Here is a 20,164-nt window from a genome sequence, read left to right as displayed (position 1 = left end):
CAAGGCATGAAAAAGATCGAAGCGATCATCAAGCCTTTCAAATTGGACGAAGTTAAAGAAGCTCTGCAGGATGCAGGCATTCAGGGTCTCTCGGTTGTCGAGGTTAAAGGCTTTGGACGTCAAAAAGGCCATACAGAGCTTTATCGTGGTGCTGAATACGTCGTCGACTTCCTTCCCAAGGTGAAGATCGAAGTCGTTCTGGACGACGATCAGGTTGACGGCGCCATCGACGCTATCATCAACGCAGCTAAAACCGACAAAATCGGTGACGGCAAAATTTTTGTATCGCCGATTGAACAGGCGATCCGCATCCGTACCGGTGAATCCGGTTCCGACGCGCTTTAAATCCAACAACACACCAGACCCAGAAGACAGAAAGGGACTAAGGGAATGAGCAAGGACGCAGTTCTCAAGATGATCGAAGACGAGGGCGTCGAGTATGTCGACATCCGCTTCACCGATCCGCGTGGCAAGCTTCAGCACGTAACAGTAATGGCAGACCAGGTTGACGCAGACTTCCTGGAAGAAGGTTTCATGTTCGATGGTTCCTCCATCGCAGGTTGGAAGTCGATCGAAGCTTCCGACATGAAACTGATGCCCGACACAGACTCTGTCTACGTCGACCCGTTCTACGCGGAAAAGACAATCTGTCTGCACTGCTCCGTTGTTGAGCCCGATACAGGCGAAGCATACGACCGTGACCCGCGCGGCACAGCGCAGAAAGCGGAAGCGTACCTGAAGTCCTCGGGCATCGGTGACGTATCCTACTGGGGTCCGGAAGCTGAATTCTTCCTGTTCGACAACGTCAAGTATTCAAACTCGATGAACAAAGTGTCCTTCGAAGTTGACGCAATCGACGCAGCTTGGAACACAGACACCGAGTTCGAAATGGGCAACATGGGCCACCGCCCTGGTGTCAAAGGCGGTTACTTCCCGGTCAACCCGACAGACGCTGCTCAGGACATCCGTAACGAGATGCTGTCCACAATGAAGCGCATCGGCATGAAAGTTGACAAGCATCACCACGAAGTGGCGTCCTGTCAGCACGAGCTGGGCATGATCTTTGGCACGCTGACGGAGCAAGCCGACAACCTGCAGAAGTACAAGTACGTCATCCACAACGTGGCAGACGCGTACGGCAAATCCGCAACCTTCATGCCGAAGCCGATCTACGGCGACAACGGCACAGGCATGCACTGCAACATGTCGATCTGGAAAGACGGCAAGCCGCTCTTTGCTGGAGACAAATACGCAGACCTGTCTCAGGAAGCTCTGTACTTCATCGGTGGTATCCTGAAGCACGCGAAATCGCTGAACGCCTTCACCAACCCGTCGACAAACTCTTACAAGCGTTTGATCCCGGGCTTCGAAGCACCCGTTCTGCGCGCCTACTCTGCACGTAACCGTTCGGGTTGTGTACGTATTCCGTGGACAGAATCCCCGAAAGCAAAGCGCGTCGAGGCACGTTTCCCGGATCCGTCCGCGAACCCCTACCTCTGCTTCGCAGCTCTGCTGATGGCCGGCCTCGACGGCATCAAGAACAAAATCGATCCGGGCGAAGCCATGGACAAAAACCTGTACGATCTTCCCGCGGAAGAGCTGGCAGGTATCCCGACAGTATGTGGCTCGCTGCGTGAAGCTCTGGACGAGCTTAAAGCAGATCACGAGTACCTGCTGGCAGGCGACGTGTTCACAAAAGACCAGATCGACGGCTACATTGACCTGAAGATGGAAGAACTCGAAACATACGAGCACACTCCGCACCCGGTCGAGTACCAGATGTACTACAGCTGCTAATCAGCTTCTGTTGGTCAAATTTAAGAAAGGGGCGCTTCATGCGCCCCTTTTTTGCGTCGCGATTTGCAAAAGATCAGAACGCGGCCCGATCGCCCATCGGTTAGTGACAAAATCCAAAACAAAAACCTGTAAAATCTGGCAAGTGACGGTACGTCGTTACCTTTTTTCGCCACGAAATAACCTTGGAACGCTCAGAATTGCGGACTGAATAGCCGTAAAGGGGCAAATTAAAGACATAAATTCCGAAAAATATATACCTCAGAAACAAGATAAGAAGTCTCGGGGAAATACAATGTCTGCCACATTCACTGCCACTCTGGTTCTGCCAAACACTGTCCTGCCTTCTACTGACGTTCTGATGATCTCGGCCAAGAAGGCGATGTATTCCGTGGGTCAGCTAAAGATCGACACCATCGAGACAATAAGTGGCGTTTGCCTGAGCTGCGCAGACTATTCCCTTGATTTTGTACCGCAAATCTTTGCTGGCGAAACGCTGATCACCGTGCACCTGACACCGTCCAAACCATCGGACGTGGCCCAGATGCAGCTGACTTTGGCCCGTGTAACCGCACTTGTAGCCGAACGTCACGAACCGGAATCCATCGTGTGGCTGGATACAAACATCCGCATCCCCACGGCTGATTTCCTTGACGCCATGGCCCCTGAAACACCCCAAGCACAACAGCCGCGCCGTGTGACAGCCCAAGGCGAATCCAAGCGCCCTCGCCCAACTCAGACAGCTCAGGCGTCGCTTCCCGCAAACGTCAACAACTCTCCGGATGCGCCGCAAAAACACGATGCCCATATCCAGGCCTACGAGGCGAACATCCGTGACATGATGCTGCGCAACGCGAGCGAAAATGAATTGGCGGAATTCGAAGGCGACGTTCAGGATCAATCCACAGAGGCACGCCTTTCCGCATGGGCCGTGTCGATTGCCGTTGCCAGCTTCTCGCTCCCATTGGCAGCGCCCGTTGTGATCTACAACGTTGCACGCGGTGAAGACGTTCGTGTAGCATCATTGACATTGGGTCTGGTCGGTTTGTTTGCTACCCTGGACGTGCAAGGCACAATTTCCAGCCTTATGAGCTTTGCATAATCACTTTCCTGGATCGCCAGCATTGCCTTCTGGCTTAAGCTGTATAAACCATCAACCCACACCTTTTAGGGGAGTTGTTTATGAAAGCCTCGGTCTCGGCAATTTTATTTAGCCTATTTGCAGCCACCGCATCTGCTGCACCTTGCAGCAACACAAGCGCGGGCTTTGATGCCTGGAAGGCAGATTTTGCGAAGCAAGCCCAAAAAGCGGGCGTGGGAAAACGAGGCCTTCAAGCGCTTCAATCGACCAAGTATTCGCAAAGCACGATCAACGCAGACAGGAACCAGAAAAGCTTCAAGCTGAGCTTCGAGAAGTTCATGCAAATTCGCGGTGCTGACACGATCGTCGCTCAGGCCCGCAGGAAGAAAGCGAAGAACCCGAATTTCTACGGGTCTTTGGAAAAACAGTACGGCGTGCCCGCAGGTATTCTTTTGGCGATCCATGGCATGGAAACAGGCTTTGGCGGGTTCATGGGCGACTCGTCCGTGGTATCGTCGATCACAACCCTTGCCTTCGACTGCCGCCGATCAGAGTTCTTTATTCCTCATGCTATCGGTGCTTTGAAGCTGGTTGATCAGGGATCCATTACGATCGCGACCAAGGGCGCCAAGCACGGCGAGCTGGGACATACACAATTCCTGCCCGGCAATGCATTGCGCTATGGTGTCGATGGCAATGGTGACGGGGTTGTCGATTTCTACAACATTACCGATGCGATGGCTTCGACCGCGAATTTCCTACGGCAGAAAGGTTGGCGGCCGGGTGTCGGTTACCAACAAGGACAACCGAACTTTGCTGTTATTCAGGAATGGAACGCAGCTGGCGTCTACCAAAAGGCAATCGCAAACATGGCGGCACGTATCGACGGCTAAACTGCCCGTTTTTTGACATTAAAATCGACAGTTAAGGCCATATTTGTAACGTACAAAATTCTGGTCTTCGTCTTATTTTGCTCGCGAGACCGCCATGCAACCGCCATCTCGTCCGTTCGCCGGACTCCACATTCCCACTGCCGAGGGTGTGACCCTCGAGCGTTTTTTGCGCTGCGCTAAAGTCGTTCTTTCGGAACGTGACGGCGGCAGCGCAAAAGCGTCTGTTACGCATGGGGCCGTCGCAAGCGAACGGTTGATGGTAAAGGTCGAAATCCAGAAAATTCCTGGTGAAGGCGCACATGTCAGCTTTCAAATGGGGCGTCGTCGCGGCCATAAATCACCCGATCCAGAAACAATGGCCCGCATCCTGGCGGACATTGTTCTGCGCGCATCGACATTGGTCGAGGTTAGCGCCGTTGAATGGCTTCAACCGTCGATCAAGCTGGCACCGCAAGAGTTCCAGAATTCCATGCGCTACGTGTCCCCGAAACGCGGGATCAACATCCAGCAGCATGAGATGGAAGGCCAATCCGCCGAGGTCGACGAAGTCGAAGAAAACCTTGCCCGTCTTTTCCGTGAAACCGATCTGGGTGATGCAGATGCTGGTGAAACTAGCGGGACACACAGCGAATCGTGGGCGTCGACCGGCGGGAAGGAATCACCTGACACGTCAAAGAAATCGCTGATGAAACGAGCCTTTCGTCGTATCCGAAAGAGCTAATTTAAGTAAATTTCGTCACATTCCTGCCCCATTGGGCCTCAACACCCGCGCGCTCGATCACAAAGGTATGGATCGAAAACAGAATGGCGCGGGTTTCCGGCAGCCGTATCAGACACTGTCTTTCAGATCGCAAAAAGGGTGCTGATTCACGAACCCATTTCGGGTGTTCCTTGCTGGGAATGGGTTGATGCAATGTGGGGTCTTCATCCCACAGTTTGTTGTAGCGCCAGATTGGGCGACCCGGCTGGATCCCGTCGAACAGCCGCTGTACCCGCTTGGCAATGTCACCATCGTATTCGGCCACAGGCGCATGGATCGGGATCAACGGTTTGCCAATCTTTGAGCGCATGCTCCAACGCGCGGGAAAGCACAGGACAGCCGATATCAGAATGTGCTCCTCTGCTCCTTCCGGCTTTGTCAGTAGGCACAGATCCTCTTGCACGATCTGACCCAACGTTCGGATTGGTGCGCTACGATCCAGCGTGATGGTCACGCCATCGGGTCGAGTAACCCTGTCATCGTTCCGTTGAAATCCCTCTGGCAGATTGTTCAGAACGGCGTCGAAAAGTTCCTGTTCTTCCGCCTCAAAGCCATCGACACGCGCGATGACGACATCCGGCGCTTCAGAAATCAGACGATCCCGTTCAGCCATCTGCGCGGCATAGGCGTCATCCACCATCAACCACGGCGCATCGTTCAACGGCTGGATACCCGGTAATTTGCGGTGCACACGCGGGTCGTAGGGGATCGATTTCTGAAAGATATGAGTCGCGGTCATAGTTTAAGACTAGACACAAAAAGGGCGCGTAAGCGATTGCCAACGCGCCCTTTTCAGAAATTTCTGAAGAATTAGCCGCGTGCGCGACCAACCAGCTTCCATGCGGCAGGCAGAATGATCGCTGCCAGAGCCAGTTTCAGAGCGTCACCAACCAGGAAGGGTGTCAGACCCCATTCCAGGATCGGCTTGTCCCAGCCGTACAGCATGCCCAGCCAGATCAGGCCCGGAACGTAGATCAGCGCGTTACCGACCAGCATCGCGATGCCCATGCGACCGGCGGAACGGTCCCAACCGGCGCGGGCAAACATGCCCAGAGCAACAGTTGCCAGAACGTAGCCGACCAGATAGCCGCCTGTGCCGCCCATCATGTACTCGAGGCCGAATTTTTCAGCCGAGGAACCGGCGAAGACATCAAAGCCAAGCGCACCGATGATCATGTAGCCAAGAATGGTGACAAAGCCGAGGCGTGCACCGTAGGCCGCACCGATTGTCAGAACAGCGAATGTGCCCATTGTGATCGGAACCGGCCACATCGGGATTTTGATTTTTGCAGCAATCGCAAGCATTGCGATGCCCGCAACGACCAGAAGAGCCTGCTTTGCGCGCAGTGCGGTACCTTCTGTGGCGCCGAACATGTCTACAAGGACATTCCGGTTCAGAGCAGTATTCATTAGAAGTCTCCTACCTACCATTTTCAAACGGTTGTGGCGTTATGTGCACCACAAAAGTCAAACGAGCAACCCGCCTTAGGTGCCACCCGCTTCCTTTCGCCGCGCTTCTTTCACCAGAAGCGACGACATTTTATAGTCCTTGCGCGGGCCTTTCACGATCCAAGTCGCGCCCCATACAGGCCAGTCCTTAAAGTCATATTCGACATCGTATTGATCGGGATCACACCAGTGTTCGGCATGTGGCGTCGCCTGTCCCAGTTTGAAGCGATGGAAAAAACGCCCGTCAGAGAAATGCACATCGACACTGTCGCCCGCATCCTTCCAAAGGTATTCCCGCGTTCCGTCCATCGCTGGTTGACCGGGAATTTGAACGGTCACTTCTTCGCGGTAGGACAGCCCCTCAGGGCATTCGGACATGATCAATACGCCGGACACGCGCCCGATCTGACCGGTCAGCCTGTCATTGATGCGCCGGCTAAGCACCCAACGACCCACAAAATCGCCAAGAGACGTCGGAACGTCGGTTTGCTGTGGTCGCGATTTGGTTTCTGATGCCCCCAAAAGTAAGGCCTCTCTTGTCGATGCTGCACTTGCAGTCTATGACCCGCGCAAACGTCATGACAAGTCAGGAAAGGGCCTCGCGCAATGATCCCTCGTTATTCCCGTCCGGAAATGGTGGCCATCTGGGCCCCAGAAACCAAATTCAAAATCTGGTACGAGATCGAGGCACACGCCTGCGATGCACAAGCTGCCCTTGGTGTGATCCCGCAGGAAAACGCTGATGCCGTCTGGAAAGCCAAGGACGTCGAATTCGACGTGGCCCGTATCGACGAGATCGAAGCCGTCACCAAGCACGACGTCATCGCCTTCCTGACGCACCTTGCGGAACACGTAGGTTCCGAAGAAGCGCGCTTTGTCCATCAGGGCATGACATCGTCTGACGTTCTGGACACATGTCTGAACGTTCAACTGGTGCGCGCCGCCGATATCCTGATCAAGGATATGGAAGGCCTGCTGGCCGCGCTGAAAAAGCGCGCGATGGAGCATAAGAACACTGTTCGTGTCGGTCGCAGCCACGGCATCCACGCCGAGCCCACAACAATGGGTCTGACCTTTGCCCGCTTCTACGCCGAAATGGACCGCAACCTTGCGCGTCTGAAACTGGCCCGCGAAGAAATCGCAACAGGCGCGATCAGCGGTGCGGTTGGCACGTTCGCCAACATCGACCCGCGTGTAGAAGAGCACGTCTGCGAAAAGCTGGGCCTGAAGCCCGAGCCGATCAGCACGCAGGTTATCCCGCGCGACCGTCACGCGATGTTCTTTGCGACACTGGGCGTGATCGCGTCTTCGATCGAAAACGTCGCCATCGAAATCCGCCACATGCAGCGGACCGAGGTTCTGGAAGGTGCTGAATTCTTCTCGATGGGTCAAAAGGGCTCGTCGGCGATGCCGCACAAGAAAAACCCCGTTCTGACCGAGAACCTGACAGGTCTGGCCCGTCTGGTGCGCATGGCCGTTATTCCGGCGATGGAGAACGTCGCGCTTTGGAACGAGCGTGACATCAGCCATTCGTCGGTTGAACGCGCTATCGGCCCTGATGCGACCATCACATTGGACTTTGCGATTGCCCGTCTGACAGGCGTGATCGACAAGATGCTCGTATTCCCCGAAAACATGCTGGACAACATGAACAAGTTCCCGGGTCTGGTGATGAGCCAGCGCGTGCTTCTGGCCCTGACACAAGCAGGTGTCAGCCGTGAAGACGCCTACTCGATGGTTCAGCGTAACGCGCTGAAAGTATGGGAAGAACGTGTTGATTTCCGTGAACAGCTTCTGGCTGATACGGACGTTGTTGCAGCGCTTGGCGAAGACGGCATCAACGAAAAATTCGACATGGACTACCACACCAAACACGTCGACACTATTTTCAAACGGGTGTTTGGCGAGTAAAGACGCCCACAAGTGCGCCCTGATTGTCGGGCGCGCTTTATTCAAACGGAGACAGGAACAATGGCTAAGGTTTTCATTGACGGCGAAGCAGGCACAACTGGGCTGCAAATTCGCGAGCGTCTTGAAAACCGCTCGGACATTGAACTGGTTTCGGTTGAACATGACCTTCGGAAAGATCCCGAAGCGCGGGCTGCGGCCTTTGCAGCGGCTGACGTGTCTATCCTGTGCCTGCCCGATCAGGCCGCGATTGAGGCCGTCGAACTGGCCGGTGGCAACACCCGGATTATCGACGCGTCGACCGCCCACCGGATTAACCCCGACTGGGTTTATGGCATGCCGGAGCTTCCGGGCCAAAAAGATCTGATCGCCAAATCCGACCGGATCGCCAACGTCGGCTGCTATGCCACGGGCTCGATTTCGCTGATCCGTCCCCTTCGGGATGCAGGTGTTCTGGACGCCGACACGGCCGTCGTTCTGACCGGTGTATCCGGTTACACAGGTGGCGGCAAAAGCCTGATTGCGGAGTTCGAAGACGGCACAGCTGCGGATCATTTCCTCTATGCAGCGGGCCAAAGCCACAAGCACGTGCCGGAAATCATGCAGTACGGCGGCCTGACCCGTCAGCCAGCGTTCCAGCCTGCTGTTGGCAACTATGCCCAAGGTATGATCGTGCAACTTCACCTGCACGTCGCGAACCTGCCCAAAGCGGTAACAATGGCCGAGATCAATGATATCTGCGCTGCATTCTATGCTGACGCCGCTTTTGTGTCTGTGATCCCTGCCCCCGACCGCATCGACGCCACGCGCCTGAACAACACCAACCGCATGGAAATTGCGGTGCACGGCAATGAACAGGCAGGCATCATCACGCTGACAGCGACACTGGACAACCTTGGCAAAGGCGCGTCCGGCACCGCTGTTCAGAACCTGAACCTGATGATCGGCGCGGACGAAAAAGCAGGCTTGTAAGTCCCGCCGCCAACTGCCCGTCTTTGTGATTGTGAAGAATTGAACCTTCGTGCTACCTTTTCAGGATCAGCATGGAGGCTTCAATAAATGTTCAGAACGACACTTACTGCTTTTGCCTTGTTACTTTCTACCACGGTCGCCGGTTTTGCGGCCTGCTCGGGCCATTCGGATCAGGCTATGACCTGCGCGGAAGGATCGGAATACGACGCTGAATCCGGAAGCTGCAAGGTCATCAGCAGCTAATTAAAATTTGACAGATCAAGGCGGCGACAGGCCGCCTTTTTCGTGCGCTTGTATCACGATCTATCAGTAAAAATTAACCGACCGCTCCTAGCTTGACCACAAGACAGGAGCGCACGAATGACCCAAGCCGCACAACTTGGCCGACCTGATCCATCGGCCCCCACCCCGATCCAACCTGCCAACCGGCCGATTTTATCGCGCAAGGCGAAGGCAGCAATTGTCGTGCAATATCTGGTCAATGAAGGTGCCGATGTGCCCCTGTCCGGCTTGCCCGACAGTCTGCAGGCTCAACTGACCCAACAACTGGGCAAAATGCGCTATATCAGCCGTGATACGCTGCATGCAGTGATGCGCGAATTTGCAGAAGAACTGGATTCGGTCGGGCTGTCGTTTCCCTATGGAATGCAACAGGCGATGGAGTCACTTCAGGGCAAAATCAGCGACGGTGCTGCCCGCAGCGTGCGGCAATCCATGGGGTTCGATGTATCCGAGGATCCATGGGTCGCGATCAACGAAATGCCCATCGAGAATCTGAAAACGCTTCTAGTTTCGGAAAGCATTGAGGTCTGCGCGGTCGTTCTGTCGAAACTTGAAATCACGAAGGCCGCCGAGTTCGTTTCGTCGCTTCCCGGTGATCGCGCCCGTGCCGTTTCGCTAGCAGTGTCACGCACTCAAGACATCACCCCTGATACCGTGCGCCGCATCGGCCAGACCCTGATGGCAGAAGCGCAAAAAGAACGCCCCCGCGCCTTTGCCCGTGATCCCGGTGCACGGTTGGGCGACATCCTGAACATCACCAAAAACGACACGCGCAGCAGTCTGCTCAGCGGGATCGAGGAAATGGATCGGGATTTCGCCGAAGAAGTACGGCAATCAATCTTTACGTTTGCGCATATCGCAGAACGGCTTGACCCCATGGATGCATCGAAAATCACCCGCGATGTGGAGGCTGAAAGGCTCATCGTCGCATTGGCCGGTGCGAAATCGGATGCAGACAGACAAAGCGTCGACTTTATTTTGTCGAACCTTTCCAAGCGCATGTCGGAATCTATTCGCGAGGAAATGGTCGATCTGGGAACACCGTCCGAAGAAGAGACCGAGCAAGCGCAGATGTTGGTTGTTGCGGCGATCAAGCAAATGGCAAACCGAGGCGAGATCAAATTCCGCGCCGTGGAAACCTGACGCCCGCCGCCCTAACCTTGTGCTGGACTGCTGTTACACCTATCACCACCTGACCGCGCTTCAATTCGGATGCAGGACGTGACGCAATCAGAGGCAGATAAACCAACCGGCACTTGGCAGGACTGGGCCGTGGACCGCGTGATGCGCAGTCTGATCTGGCTGACCCTACGCCTGCCTTTGCGGTTCCGCCTGTTCGTCATGGGCAAACTTGTGTCCAAAGTCGTGGCCCCTCTGGCCGGATACCGCAAACGCGCCATCGACAATCTGACCCACGTCTGGCCCGAAATGGACATGGCCCAGAAACGCCATATCGCGGATGCCGTCGCCGATAACGCCGGTCGGACCATGATCGAAAACTACGATGTGAAGGGGCTTTTGCGCCGCATGTCCAACGCCGAAATCAAGGGCGATGGACTGGCCGCAGTGGAAAAAGCCAAGGCCGAAGGTCAGCCGGTACTATTTGTCACAGGCCACTACGGCAACTTCGAAGCGCCCCGAGCGGCACTGGTTTCGCGCGGTTTTCAGATCGGCGGTCTCTACCGTCCGATGAAAAACGCCTTCTTCAATGACCACTATGCAAAGAACATGCACGCGCTCTCTGGCCCCGTTTTTGAACAGGGCCGTCGCGGAACGATGGGCTTGGTCAAGCACGTGCGCGAAGGCGGAATGGCCGTGTTGTTATTCGATGTCTACGACAGCGCCGGTGCCAAGATCGACTTTCTCGGGCGCCCCGCCCCGACGCTCACCTCTGCTGCCGAGATCGCGGTGAAAACCGGCGCATTGCTGGTGCCGTTTTTTGGTATCCGCAAGAAAGACGGCGTCAGTTTCGATGTGGTGTTCGAAGCTCCCGTCGCACACGGCGATCCGGTGGCCATGATGGAAGAAGTCACCAAGCGTCTGGAAGCGCGGATCTATAAAGATCCGAAACAGTGGTTCTGGATTCACCGCCGCTGGAAACCCAAGCGTCAGCGCAAACGGGCCGCCGCCAAGATGGAGCCGTGATCCGGCTCCTGTGCCAGAACAACCACGGCATCATCGCCTTTTGCGGAAAATTCGACCGTGTAGCTGCCTGTGCCGGACCAACCGGAATGTGCGGTCCAATCCGTCACAATCTGGCTGTAATCAATTGTTTTACCGGAGTTTTCTCCGCGCTTGATCTGAACCGTCTCGCCGGGATCGACGCGGATAAAGTGCAAGTCCAGCGCGCCACTGCCCGACAAACGTTTTGCCTGAACAGTCACCGTATCGCCGGACCGATCCACCGATAAGGCCACTGTTGCCTGATCGGTTTTGTGGCGATTGATCAACATTTCGACGTCCTTGGCGCGGTTGCCAACAACATCGTTCGTGCCATCAATGATCATCTGTGGTGTGTAAATAGACCGGCGGCCAGCGACCCGCGCATAGCCTTTCTGACGCTCAACATGCTTGGGATCAGCGAAGTCATCCTTCCAGCCGATATAGTCCCAGTAGTCCACATGAAGAGCCAGTGCGATGACGTCATCACGTTTGGAAAGCTCTTTCAGCAACGCGTCCGCTGGAGGACAGGATGAACACCCCTGTGACGTAAACAGTTCGACAACCACCATCGAGTCGTCCGCCTGAGCCACTCCGGCAAGGGACATCACGGCAGCCGCAATAGCATGTCTGACAAAGCGCATTAATTCGGTCCTGTATTGGTCGGAACTTTCCTAGATGAAGCCGATTGAAATAACCAATCAAGGTTTTGCGATGGTGTTTGATCGACTTTAACGAAGCCCGTCAGAAAGAAACTGCATTTTTCAGTGTGCAATGGTATACATTTTACCATTCACCCTCTTGAACGCATCGCCGGCTTGATGCAGATAGCATCCAAGCCAATACCATCCACCCCAAGCCAGGAGGCAATTCATGCCCATCACAGTAGGCCAGGATACCGCCAAGACGCGTAAGACGCTGACGGCCGGCACTCAGAGTGTCGCCTATTACTCGATCCCAGCAGCTCAGGAAGCGGGACTTGGTGATTTTTCGAAACTGCCCGCCGCATTGAAAGTGGTTCTGGAAAACCTTCTGCGTTTCGAAGACGGCAAAACCGTTTCCGTCGACGACATCAAGGCGTTTTCCGACTGGGCCGCGAACGGCGGTAAAACCGCACGCGAAATCGCATACCGCCCTGCCCGCGTTCTGATGCAGGACTTCACCGGCGTTCCGGCGGTTGTTGACCTTGCAGCGATGCGCGACGGCATCAAGGCGCTGGGTGGCGACGCACAAAAGATTAACCCGCTGAACCCCGTTGATCTGGTCATCGACCACTCGGTCATGATCGACGAATTCGGCAACCCGCGCGCGTTCCAGATGAACGTTGACCGCGAATACGAACGCAACCTCGAGCGTTACACATTCCTTAAGTGGGGCCAGAACGCGTTCAACAACTTCCGCGTTGTTCCCCCGGGCACAGGCATCTGTCACCAGGTAAACCTTGAGTACCTGTCGCAGACCGTTTGGACAGACACTGACCAGAACGGCGAAACAGTTGCCTATCCAGATACGCTGGTTGGTACAGACAGCCACACAACCATGGTCAACGGCGCGGCCGTACTGGGCTGGGGTGTTGGCGGTATTGAAGCCGAAGCGGCGATGCTGGGTCAGCCGATCTCGATGCTGATCCCCGAAGTCATCGGCTTCGAGCTGACAGGTTCGATGGTCGAAGGCACCACAGGTACCGACCTCGTTCTGAAAGTCGTTGAAATGCTGCGCGCCAAGGGCGTTGTTGGCAAGTTCGTCGAATTCTACGGTGAAGGTCTGGATCGTCTGCCGCTGGCCGACCGTGCGACAATCGCGAACATGGCGCCGGAATACGGTGCGACATGTGGCTTCTTCCCGATCGACAACGAAACACTGCGTTACCTGCGTAACACAGGCCGTGAAGAAGACCGTATCGCACTGGTCGAAGCCTACGCGAAAGAAAACGGTTTCTGGCGTGGTGCGGACTATGCACCGATCTACACAGACACGCTGCACCTGGACATGGGCACAATCGTTCCGGCGATCTCCGGTCCGAAGCGTCCGCAAGACTACGTTGCGCTGGACAACGCCAAAGCGGCTTTCGCCAAAGAGATGGAAGAAACCTTCAAGCGCCCGCTGGGCAAAGAAGTTCCCGTCGCTGGCGAAGACTACACCATGGAATCCGGCAAGGTCGTGATCGCGTCGATCACATCCTGCACCAACACATCCAACCCCTACGTCATGATCGGCGCGGGTCTGGTGGCGCGCAAAGCCGCGGCTCTGGGTCTGGATCGCAAGCCTTGGGTCAAAACATCGTTGGCACCGGGTTCGCAGGTTGTTTCCGCCTACCTTGAGGCCGCTGGCCTGCAGGAAGATCTGGACAAGGTTGGCTTCAACCTTGTTGGTTACGGCTGTACCACATGTATCGGTAACTCCGGCCCGCTTCAGAAAGAGATCTCCGAAGCGATTGCCGAAGGCGATCTGGTGGCGACATCGGTTCTCTCCGGCAACCGTAACTTCGAAGGTCGTATCTCGCCCGACGTACGTGCAAACTACCTGGCATCCCCGCCGCTGGTCGTTGCCTACGCAATCGCTGGTACAATGAACATTGATCTGGCCAACGATCCGATCGCACAGACTGCTGACGGCAAAGACGTCTTCCTGAAAGACATCTGGCCCACAACGCAAGAAGTGGCAGAGCTGGTCGAAAAGACCGTCACACGCGAAGCGTTCCAGTCCAAGTACGCGGACGTCTTCAAAGGCGACGAAAAATGGCAGTCGGTTGAAACCACAGACGCTGAAACATACGACTGGCCGGCATCGTCCACATACGTTCAGAACCCGCCCTACTTCCAAGGCATGTCCAAGGAACCCGGTGTTATCACAAACATCGAAGGTGCACGCGTTCTGGCGCTGTTGGGCGACATGATCACAACCGACCACATCTCGCCTGCTGGTTCCTTCAAGGAAACCACACCCGCGGGTCAGTACCTGATCGACCGTCAGGTTCCGGTGCGTGAGTTCAACTCCTACGGTTCGCGCCGTGGTAACCACGAAGTCATGATGCGCGGCACCTTCGCCAACATCCGCATCAAGAACGAAATGCTGGACGGCGTTGAAGGCGGTTACACCAAAGGCCCGAACGGCGAACAGACGTCGATCTATGACGCCGCGATGGAATATCAGGCAGCGGGCACACCGCTGGTGATCTTTGGTGGTGAACAGTACGGCGCGGGTTCGTCCCGTGACTGGGCGGCCAAGGGTACAGCTCTGCTGGGCGTTAAGGCTGTGATCGCTGAAAATTTCGAACGTATCCACCGCTCCAACCTGGTTGGCATGGGTGTTATCCCGTTCGAATTCACCAACGGCGACACACGGAAATCTCTGGGTCTGACAGGTGACGAAACTGTTTCGATCAAAGGTCTGGACACAGTGACAGCCGGCGCGATCGTACCGTGCGAAATCACTTTTGCAGATGGCTCGACCAAGACCATCGATCTGAAGTGCCGCATCGATACAGCGATCGAGAAAGAATACGTCGAACACGGTGGCGTTCTGCACTACGTGCTGCGCAACCTGGCTGCGTCGTAAGTCAAATGGGGCGTCCTACGGGGCGCCACCAATGAAAAGAAGGGGCCGCGCATTACGCGCGGCCCTTATTATATTATGAGTGCCTATTTCTTCGACGTTTCATCGAAATCGCAATCGTCCCGCAGGCAATTAACTGCTCACCGGCTGATTTTTCTGCTGATCTTTAGAACCAACAGCTTCACATCCGGGAAAAACTACCCAAATGGTACCGGTAACAAAACGGGATGAAGACAGGCATGAAGCTTTTGACGGTTCTACAGGGTGTCGTATTACTGCTTTTGGCAGTGGGTGCTGCACTGGCCAGTGATATCCGGCCAGAGCCTTTGAACCCGTTGTGCACGCATCACGTCGATGCCGTGTGCGAGTCTCAGACAACCGTCTACTGAGCGGCCAGTTCCGCTTCAAGCGTGGACAAGAACCGCGTTTCGAAATCTGTCCCGACCAGTGGCCCCGTGAAACGCAGGACCACCTTCCCTTCACCGTCTACGATGAACGTCTCTGGCGGCGCTGTGACGCCCCAATCAATCGCTGTACGACCACGCGGGTCATAGGCCACTGCGATGAACGGGTTTTCACTGTCTTGTAGGTAGGACGACGCAGGCTCGGCCTGATCCTTGAAATTCACGCCGATGATCCGCACGCCTTGTTCCTGCATCTCAAGCAGCTTGGGGTGTTCGGCACGGCACGGCGGGCACCAACTGGCCCAGAAGTTGACCAGCGTCACCTCGCCTGATTTCAGCATGTCTTCTGTCACGGCATCATAGCCCGGAAGCGCCTCGGACGTGATTGCGGGGGCAATCTGGCCTTCGCGTGTTGACGGTAGCCCCTGAGGGTCATCGCGCTGCATTCCGAAGTAGGCCAGCCCTGCAAACCCCGCAAAAATGAGCGGCGGCAAAAACATCAACAAGCGGCCATTAGCCATTGGATTTGCTCCGATTTTCAATCTGATCAAGTTCTGCTTTCACCTTGCGTGCACGCATCAGGCTCAGAAGAACCAAAACGGCCAGCAAGACCAAGGATACAGCGTAGGACGACAGAACAGCGCCTGCGTATTTACCAAGTTCGGGCATCATGCTGCACGCTCCTTCGCCAACAGCGCTTTGATCCGGCGCGACCGAATTTCTGTACGTGTGCGCAACAGAACCAAAGTCAAAAACAACAGAAAGAACCCTGCCATGCTGACAAACAGCGGGATGGCAAAAACGTTGCTGACCCGTTCCTCGGTGTCACCGGCAATGGCGCCAGCACGCATGACAGACGCGCCTTGATGCAGGCCCTGATTCCAAAAGTTGACCGCGTAGCGCGACAGAACCGCAAAAACCGATCCCACCAGACACAGGATGGATGTCAGGTCAGCGGCAGTATCGCTGTCTTCAATCGCTTCCCACAGGGCGATGTACCCAAGATAGAACAGGAACAGGATCAGGAACGACGTCAGGCGCGGGTCCCACGCCCACCACGTCCCCCACATCGGCTGGCCCCAGATCGCGCCGGTTGCCAGCGCAATGATCGTCATCACGGCGCCCACGGGCCCTGCGGCACGGGCCGCCAAAGCAGACACATGGTGACGGCGCACGATCCACACCAAAGAGGCCACCAGCATCATCAGCCACGCATTGATCGCCATCAAAGCGGCTGGCACGTGCAGATAGATGATTTTAACCGTAGATCCCTGGCGGAAGTCATCAGGTGTAAAGAAGAAGCCCCAAACCAAACCGATTATCAGCGTCACGATCGACAAAATCGCGAGCGGTGGTAAGAGCTTATCGGTCAAGCGTAAGAACTTGACCGGATTGGCGTATTCCCAGATCGACATAGGCGTCTCATATTCCCTGTATCGGGTGGTTACAAATCACATCCACGCGGGTTTTGTCCACGAAAACGGCTCATCTCAGGTTCATCCGCAGCACTGCTGCCGCCGCAAAGGGCAAAAAGGCCAAGGCACCAAGGCTGATGCCGGCAAGCAGCATCAATGGCGTTTCGACAGCCAACCCCTCTGCCCCGCGGCGCGCCACCTCGGCTCCGAAAATCAACGTCGGCACATACAAGGGCAGCACCAGCAAAGACAGCAGCAATCCGCCACGCTTGATCCCGACGGTCAGCGCAGCACCGAATGTGCCGATCACCGACAATGCAGGCGTGCCTAGCAGCAGCGACACGAAAACCCACAGAAATCCTTCGGCAGGCAGGCTAAGCAAGATGCCCAGCAAAGGGGCTGCAACGACCAAAGGCAACGCCGAGGTCAGCCAATGGGCAATCGCCTTGACCAACACAGCGCCTTCTAGTGGCACCGGTGCGGTGGCCAGCAAATCCAGACTGCCATCTTCGAAGTCCAGCGCAAAGATACGATCAAGCGACAGCAAACAGGACAGAAGTGCGCCGATCCACAAAATGCCCGGTGCGATCTTTGCCAATAGTCCTGTTTCCGGCCCAACGCCGAACGGAACCAGCACTGTAACGATCAGAAAGAACGATAGACCAAGGCCAAAGCCGCCACCGGCACGCACGGCCAGACGAAGATCACGGATCAGCAGAGCAATCACAGGAACGCCTCATCTGACTGGCTGAGTTTCGGGGCCTTAACCTTGAACTGCGACAGGTCCAACACTTCTGCTTCTGGAATACCCAAATCAATATGGGTCGCCATCAAGGCCGCACCGCCGGTTGCCAAATGACGGCGCACCGCATCTGCAAACAATGCGACCGAGGCTGTATCCAGCGACACCGTAGGTTCATCCAGAACCCACAGCTTGCGTCCCGTTACCATCAAGCGCGCCAGCCCCAAGCGGCGCTTTTGCCCCGCACTCAGGTTACCCGCCAGACGGTCCCGCAGTTGGATAAGGTCGAACCCTTCCAATGCCGGTTCAATATCGGATGTCCCAAAAATCGCCGCCCAGAACCGGAGGTTTTCCGTAACGGTCAACGTCGCCTTCAACCCGTCAGCGTGGCCCGCGTAAGCGATGTTGTCTTCGCCCTCGACCGATCCCTCCTCGACCGGCTGCAATCCGGACACGGTGCGCAACAACGTCGTTTTCCCCAACCCGTTCGGGCCGCGGACAATCAACGCCTGCCCCTCGGACAACGTGAAAGACACGTTTTCCAGCAAGGTCACGCCACCCCGAGATACGCTAAGATTGTTGGCCGTCAGGATCATACGCCAAGGCTTACCCGTGCTATGCGCAAAGCGAAAGCAGCATATGGATGTTGCGCCCCTTTATCACACCGCGACGGCAGCCAGCGCGACGCGGCGACCTTCGGACAAAAGCACATTGTACGTTCTGCAGGCGGACGGCGAATTCATCGTTTCAACGCCAATGCCCGCCTGTTCAAGCGCGGTGCGAACGGCTGCGGGCAGATGGCGGATTTCCTGGCCTGTGCCCACAAACAAAACGTCGATCTGGCCCGCCAAAGGCAGCAAGGCTTCAACATCATCCAAGCCGCCCCACGTGGCCACTCCGGATTGTGAAAGCAACAGGTTCCCTTCTTGGACTTTGCCTGCGACACGGAAAAAGCCTGGGCCGTAACCATCGACCGGCTTTGCGTCGGTGTAGGTAATTTCGTTCAACCGCATTCTAGAAACCCCCGATGTCTACTGGCAGACCCACGATCACTGCCAACAGAATAACCACATAGGCCACCCATCGGTAAAGTCGCTCATGCATGGGGTTGAATATCTTGCCCCCAATTCGGGTGCCAATTGCATAGGGCACCCATAAGATCGCGCCCAGATATAGCGCCTCGGCTGTCAAAAGACCGTTCAGCCAGTAAATCGGCGGCACAAGAAAGCTCGTGGTGGTCAGAAACACCAGCGTGTTCGCCCGTGCCTGCGCCGCGCCCGACTGTCCGGACAGCTGAAAGAGAATCATAATGGGTCCCATCAGGCCTGTTGCCCCACCCAAAAGCCCGGTTGCCGCACCAATGGCCGCGCGCACACCGTTGGTTGGCGTGACGGAATAGCGCCAACCTGAGACAAGCGCCACGAGCGTCAGAAAGGTCGCGATCACCACGCCCCAACGCAACGCAATGGGATCGCCTGCCTTTAGGAATATCAGACCAATGGGAACCGTGATTAGGGACGCGCCGATCAGAATGGACACTGCCGTTTTATCGACCTGCCTTACTGCCGCCGGAAAGACCGAGACGACCGAGGCCAATGCACCGATATTAAAGGCAACAATCGCTGTTTCCAGCGGCATAAGGATCGCGGCGATCGGCAGAAAGATTAGCGCCGATCCAAAGCCCGCAAATCCGTAGACCACACCTGCGCCCCCCATAAGGGCCACAAGCAAGGATAGATCCAGCGGCGATAACGCCGCTGGCATCCAATCAAGCATCGATACCCGAGAACTGCGTGCCTGCGTTTCCGTCGGTCTTTGTCCAGTCGCGCTTGACGCCAAGGACGTTCAGAAGCGCAGACGCCACGAAGATCGACGAATATGTACCGACGAAAATGCCCCAGATCATCGCAAAGATGAAACCACGGATCACGTCCCCGCCCAGAACGAACATAGCAATAAGCGCGATCAGCGTTGTGACCGAGGTCATCAAGGTCCGGCTGAGTGTCTGGTTGATCGACATGTTCAGGACCTCTTTCAGGTCCAGCTTTTTGTACTTGATCAGGTTTTCACGAACGCGGTCAAACACGACCACAGTATCGTTCAGCGAATAGCCCACGATGGTAAGAAGCGCCGCGATGATGGCCAGATCGAACCGGATTTGCAGTTCCGAAAAGACACCAATCGTCAGCACCACGTCGTGCACAAGCGCCAGAACCGCGCCCAAGGCAAACTGCCATTCGAACCGCAGCCAGATATACACCAGAACCGCGCCAATCGCTGCGACAACGGCCAAAGCCGCCGTCTTGATCAATTCACCGGAGACTTTCGGGCCAACGCTTTCGACCGATGTGAATTTGATGTCCGGCGACACGGTTTGCAGCGCGGCCAACATGGCGGCGATGACATCACTTTGCACCGCTTCCTGATCATCCTGCGCCTCGATCCGGATCATGGCGACGTGCTGGTCTTCCCGAAAAGACGGATCAAAGACCTCGGAAATGACAACATCGCCGAGCTCCAGTTCTGCCAGTGCCGCGCGGTATTGACCAACGTCGATGTTTTCGGTGCTTTCTGTCCGGACGGTTGTACCGCCGCGGAAATCGATCCCAAAGTTCAGGCCCTGAATCATGAACGACGCAAAGGCGATCACGATCATAAACATTGAAATCCCGAGCCAGATTTTCGACTTCGAGAAAAAGTCCCATTTCGTCTCTTCAGGAACAAGCTTGATACGCATCATGTGTTTGAT

Annotated in this window: 24 protein-coding genes; 12 read left to right on the top strand and 12 right to left on the bottom strand. The window is 55.8% G+C overall.

The annotated features are described in order from the left end of the window. The first annotated feature begins 6 nt into the window (after positions 1 to 6). From C4S59_RS06540 to C4S59_RS06520, 5 genes are all read left to right on the top strand, one after another. Entirely contained in the window at positions 7 to 345 is a 339-nt protein-coding gene (locus C4S59_RS06540; RefSeq protein WP_103909678.1) for a P-II family nitrogen regulator, read from the top strand. A gap of 45 nt (positions 346 to 390) precedes the next feature. Next, on the top strand, positions 391 to 1,797 hold the full coding sequence (gene glnA, locus C4S59_RS06535; RefSeq protein WP_103909677.1) for a type I glutamate--ammonia ligase: 1,407 nt from the start codon (positions 391 to 393) through the stop codon (positions 1,795 to 1,797). A gap of 292 nt (positions 1,798 to 2,089) precedes the next feature. Further along, complete coding sequence (locus C4S59_RS06530) at positions 2,090 to 2,896, top strand: alpha/beta hydrolase family protein (protein WP_103909676.1); 807 nt, start codon at positions 2,090 to 2,092, stop codon at positions 2,894 to 2,896. Positions 2,897 to 2,976: 80 nt separating this feature from the next. Further along, positions 2,977 to 3,768 carry a lytic murein transglycosylase gene (locus tag C4S59_RS06525; protein WP_103909675.1) on the top strand — a complete coding sequence of 264 codons (792 nt, stop codon included), beginning with the start codon at positions 2,977 to 2,979 and terminating at the stop codon, positions 3,766 to 3,768. A 94-nt stretch (positions 3,769 to 3,862) separates the two neighbouring features. After that, positions 3,863 to 4,489 (top strand): hypothetical protein, encoded by a 627-nt coding sequence (locus tag C4S59_RS06520; protein ID WP_146064512.1) that lies wholly within the window; start codon positions 3,863 to 3,865, stop codon positions 4,487 to 4,489. A 1-nt stretch (position 4,490) separates the two neighbouring features. On the opposite strand, the gene C4S59_RS06515 is transcribed toward C4S59_RS06520, so the two are convergent. From C4S59_RS06515 to C4S59_RS06505, 3 genes are all read right to left on the bottom strand, one after another. Beyond that, a complete protein-coding gene (locus C4S59_RS06515; RefSeq protein WP_103909673.1) occupies positions 4,491 to 5,267 on the bottom strand; it encodes a heme-dependent oxidative N-demethylase family protein in 777 nt (258 codons plus the stop codon). Positions 5,268 to 5,338: 71 nt separating this feature from the next. Then, a complete protein-coding gene (locus C4S59_RS06510; protein ID WP_103909672.1) occupies positions 5,339 to 5,938 on the bottom strand; it encodes a biotin transporter BioY in 600 nt (199 codons plus the stop codon). 75 nt (positions 5,939 to 6,013) lie between these two features. After that, the gene (locus C4S59_RS06505; RefSeq protein WP_103909671.1) at positions 6,014 to 6,499 is read right to left on the bottom strand and encodes a DUF6314 family protein; all 486 of its coding nucleotides are present in this window, start codon (positions 6,497 to 6,499) and stop codon (positions 6,014 to 6,016) included. Between the two features lie 84 nt (positions 6,500 to 6,583). Here C4S59_RS06505 and purB point away from each other — a divergent pair, with 84 nt between their 5' ends. The 5 genes from purB (at position 6,584) to C4S59_RS06480 (ending at position 11,284) form a co-directional block, all read left to right on the top strand. Further along, positions 6,584 to 7,888 carry an adenylosuccinate lyase gene (purB, locus tag C4S59_RS06500; RefSeq protein ID WP_103909670.1) on the top strand — a complete coding sequence of 435 codons (1,305 nt, stop codon included), beginning with the start codon at positions 6,584 to 6,586 and terminating at the stop codon, positions 7,886 to 7,888. Between the two features lie 60 nt (positions 7,889 to 7,948). Continuing rightward, a complete protein-coding gene (argC, locus tag C4S59_RS06495; protein ID WP_103909669.1) occupies positions 7,949 to 8,857 on the top strand; it encodes an N-acetyl-gamma-glutamyl-phosphate reductase in 909 nt (302 codons plus the stop codon). A gap of 87 nt (positions 8,858 to 8,944) precedes the next feature. Then, entirely contained in the window at positions 8,945 to 9,100 is a 156-nt protein-coding gene (locus tag C4S59_RS06490) for an adenylosuccinate lyase (RefSeq protein WP_103909668.1), read from the top strand. A gap of 117 nt (positions 9,101 to 9,217) precedes the next feature. Then, positions 9,218 to 10,282, top strand: a complete 1,065-nt coding sequence (locus C4S59_RS06485; RefSeq protein ID WP_103909667.1) for a FliG C-terminal domain-containing protein — start codon at positions 9,218 to 9,220, stop codon at positions 10,280 to 10,282. A gap of 78 nt (positions 10,283 to 10,360) precedes the next feature. Then, positions 10,361 to 11,284 carry a lysophospholipid acyltransferase family protein gene (locus C4S59_RS06480; protein WP_268810621.1) on the top strand — a complete coding sequence of 308 codons (924 nt, stop codon included), beginning with the start codon at positions 10,361 to 10,363 and terminating at the stop codon, positions 11,282 to 11,284. Here C4S59_RS06480 and C4S59_RS06475 read toward each other — a convergent pair. Further along, positions 11,248 to 11,943, bottom strand: coding sequence for a DUF1223 domain-containing protein (locus tag C4S59_RS06475; RefSeq protein ID WP_103909665.1), 696 nt, complete (start codon positions 11,941 to 11,943; stop codon positions 11,248 to 11,250). The two genes, C4S59_RS06480 and C4S59_RS06475, sit on opposite strands and share 37 nt — an antisense overlap. A gap of 229 nt (positions 11,944 to 12,172) precedes the next feature. Between C4S59_RS06475 and acnA the strand changes: the two genes are divergently transcribed. Together acnA and C4S59_RS19575 are read left to right on the top strand one after the other, a co-directional pair. Beyond that, on the top strand, positions 12,173 to 14,857 hold the full coding sequence (gene acnA, locus C4S59_RS06470) for an aconitate hydratase AcnA (RefSeq protein WP_103909664.1): 2,685 nt from the start codon (positions 12,173 to 12,175) through the stop codon (positions 14,855 to 14,857). A gap of 236 nt (positions 14,858 to 15,093) precedes the next feature. Then, positions 15,094 to 15,243, top strand: a complete 150-nt coding sequence (locus C4S59_RS19575; protein WP_160006770.1) for a hypothetical protein — start codon at positions 15,094 to 15,096, stop codon at positions 15,241 to 15,243. Here the strand turns inward: C4S59_RS19575 and C4S59_RS06465 are convergent. From C4S59_RS06465 to secF, 8 genes are all read right to left on the bottom strand, one after another. Then, positions 15,237 to 15,779, bottom strand: coding sequence for a DsbE family thiol:disulfide interchange protein (locus C4S59_RS06465; protein WP_234994700.1), 543 nt, complete (start codon positions 15,777 to 15,779; stop codon positions 15,237 to 15,239). The genes C4S59_RS19575 and C4S59_RS06465 overlap by 7 nt on opposite strands. Then, positions 15,772 to 15,930, bottom strand: a complete 159-nt coding sequence (gene ccmD / locus C4S59_RS06460; protein WP_200813175.1) for a heme exporter protein CcmD — start codon at positions 15,928 to 15,930, stop codon at positions 15,772 to 15,774. The genes C4S59_RS06465 and ccmD overlap by 8 nt, the downstream gene beginning before the upstream one ends. Continuing rightward, positions 15,927 to 16,673 carry a heme ABC transporter permease gene (locus C4S59_RS06455; protein WP_103909663.1) on the bottom strand — a complete coding sequence of 249 codons (747 nt, stop codon included), beginning with the start codon at positions 16,671 to 16,673 and terminating at the stop codon, positions 15,927 to 15,929. The genes ccmD and C4S59_RS06455 overlap by 4 nt, the downstream gene beginning before the upstream one ends. A gap of 70 nt (positions 16,674 to 16,743) precedes the next feature. Next, positions 16,744 to 17,400, bottom strand: coding sequence for a heme exporter protein CcmB (gene ccmB / locus C4S59_RS06450; RefSeq protein ID WP_103909662.1), 657 nt, complete (start codon positions 17,398 to 17,400; stop codon positions 16,744 to 16,746). After that, a complete protein-coding gene (gene ccmA, locus C4S59_RS06445) occupies positions 17,397 to 18,011 on the bottom strand; it encodes a heme ABC exporter ATP-binding protein CcmA (protein WP_103909661.1) in 615 nt (204 codons plus the stop codon). The genes ccmB and ccmA overlap by 4 nt, the downstream gene beginning before the upstream one ends. Positions 18,012 to 18,074: 63 nt before the next feature. After that, positions 18,075 to 18,428 carry an Mth938-like domain-containing protein gene (locus C4S59_RS06440; protein WP_103909660.1) on the bottom strand — a complete coding sequence of 118 codons (354 nt, stop codon included), beginning with the start codon at positions 18,426 to 18,428 and terminating at the stop codon, positions 18,075 to 18,077. A gap of 1 nt (position 18,429) precedes the next feature. Further along, positions 18,430 to 19,140 carry a sulfite exporter TauE/SafE family protein gene (locus tag C4S59_RS06435; RefSeq protein WP_234994728.1) on the bottom strand — a complete coding sequence of 237 codons (711 nt, stop codon included), beginning with the start codon at positions 19,138 to 19,140 and terminating at the stop codon, positions 18,430 to 18,432. 43 nt (positions 19,141 to 19,183) lie between these two features. Continuing rightward, a complete protein-coding gene (gene secF, locus C4S59_RS06430; RefSeq protein WP_103910299.1) occupies positions 19,184 to 20,152 on the bottom strand; it encodes a protein translocase subunit SecF in 969 nt (322 codons plus the stop codon). Between the last annotated feature and the right edge of the window lie 12 nt (positions 20,153 to 20,164).

The organism is Thalassococcus halodurans (genome assembly GCF_900108225.1).
GTDB lineage: Bacteria > Pseudomonadota > Alphaproteobacteria > Rhodobacterales > Rhodobacteraceae > Thalassococcus > Thalassococcus halodurans.
Note: the sequence above shows the minus strand (reverse complement) of the source record. Positions and strands in the feature narration are given on the sequence as shown.